We start from the raw sequence: 540 nt of genomic DNA, 5'->3' as shown, positions 1-540 counted from the left end.
AACAGCTTTGGATAATTGCAGTGTTGCTTCAGTTATAGCCACACCAGCAAGTTTAGCTTTAGGGGCCAATACAGTAACATGGACAGCAACTGATGGAAGTGGAAAAACCCAAACAGCTTCTCAAATCGTAACAGTAACCGATAATGTAAAACCAACTATTACTGCTCCTGCAAATGTAAACGTGACAACTAACACCGCTTGTACTGCTACTGGAGTTGTTCTCGGAACTCCTGCAACAGCAGATAATTGTAGCGTTGCCAACGTAACTAACGATCATCCGTCAACAACCTATCCGTTAGGAAGCACTACCGTGATTTGGACAGTAACTGATGGAAGTGGAAATACGCAAACAGCTATTCAAATAGTAACAGTAACCGATAATGTAAAACCTACTATTTCTTGTCCAGGTAATTTAACCCCTAATGTAGGTATTGGAACTTGTACTGCTTCGGTAGCAACTTCAAGTCCTACAACGGCAGATAATTGTACCGTAACTAAATTAACTTGGACACTTACTGGCGCAACTACTGGAGCTTCTGC

The 540-nt window shown here is 41.7% G+C and carries 1 protein-coding gene; it reads left to right on the top strand.

Going from position 1 to position 540, the window contains the following annotated elements:
* A partial coding sequence (locus HJ01_RS16950; RefSeq protein WP_040474113.1) for an HYR domain-containing protein occupies positions 1-540 on the top strand: 540 nt, incomplete at both ends.

It is taken from the genome of Flavobacterium frigoris PS1, from assembly GCF_000252125.1.
Classification (GTDB): domain Bacteria; phylum Bacteroidota; class Bacteroidia; order Flavobacteriales; family Flavobacteriaceae; genus Flavobacterium; species Flavobacterium frigoris_A.
Note: the sequence above shows the minus strand (reverse complement) of the source record. Positions and strands in the feature narration are given on the sequence as shown.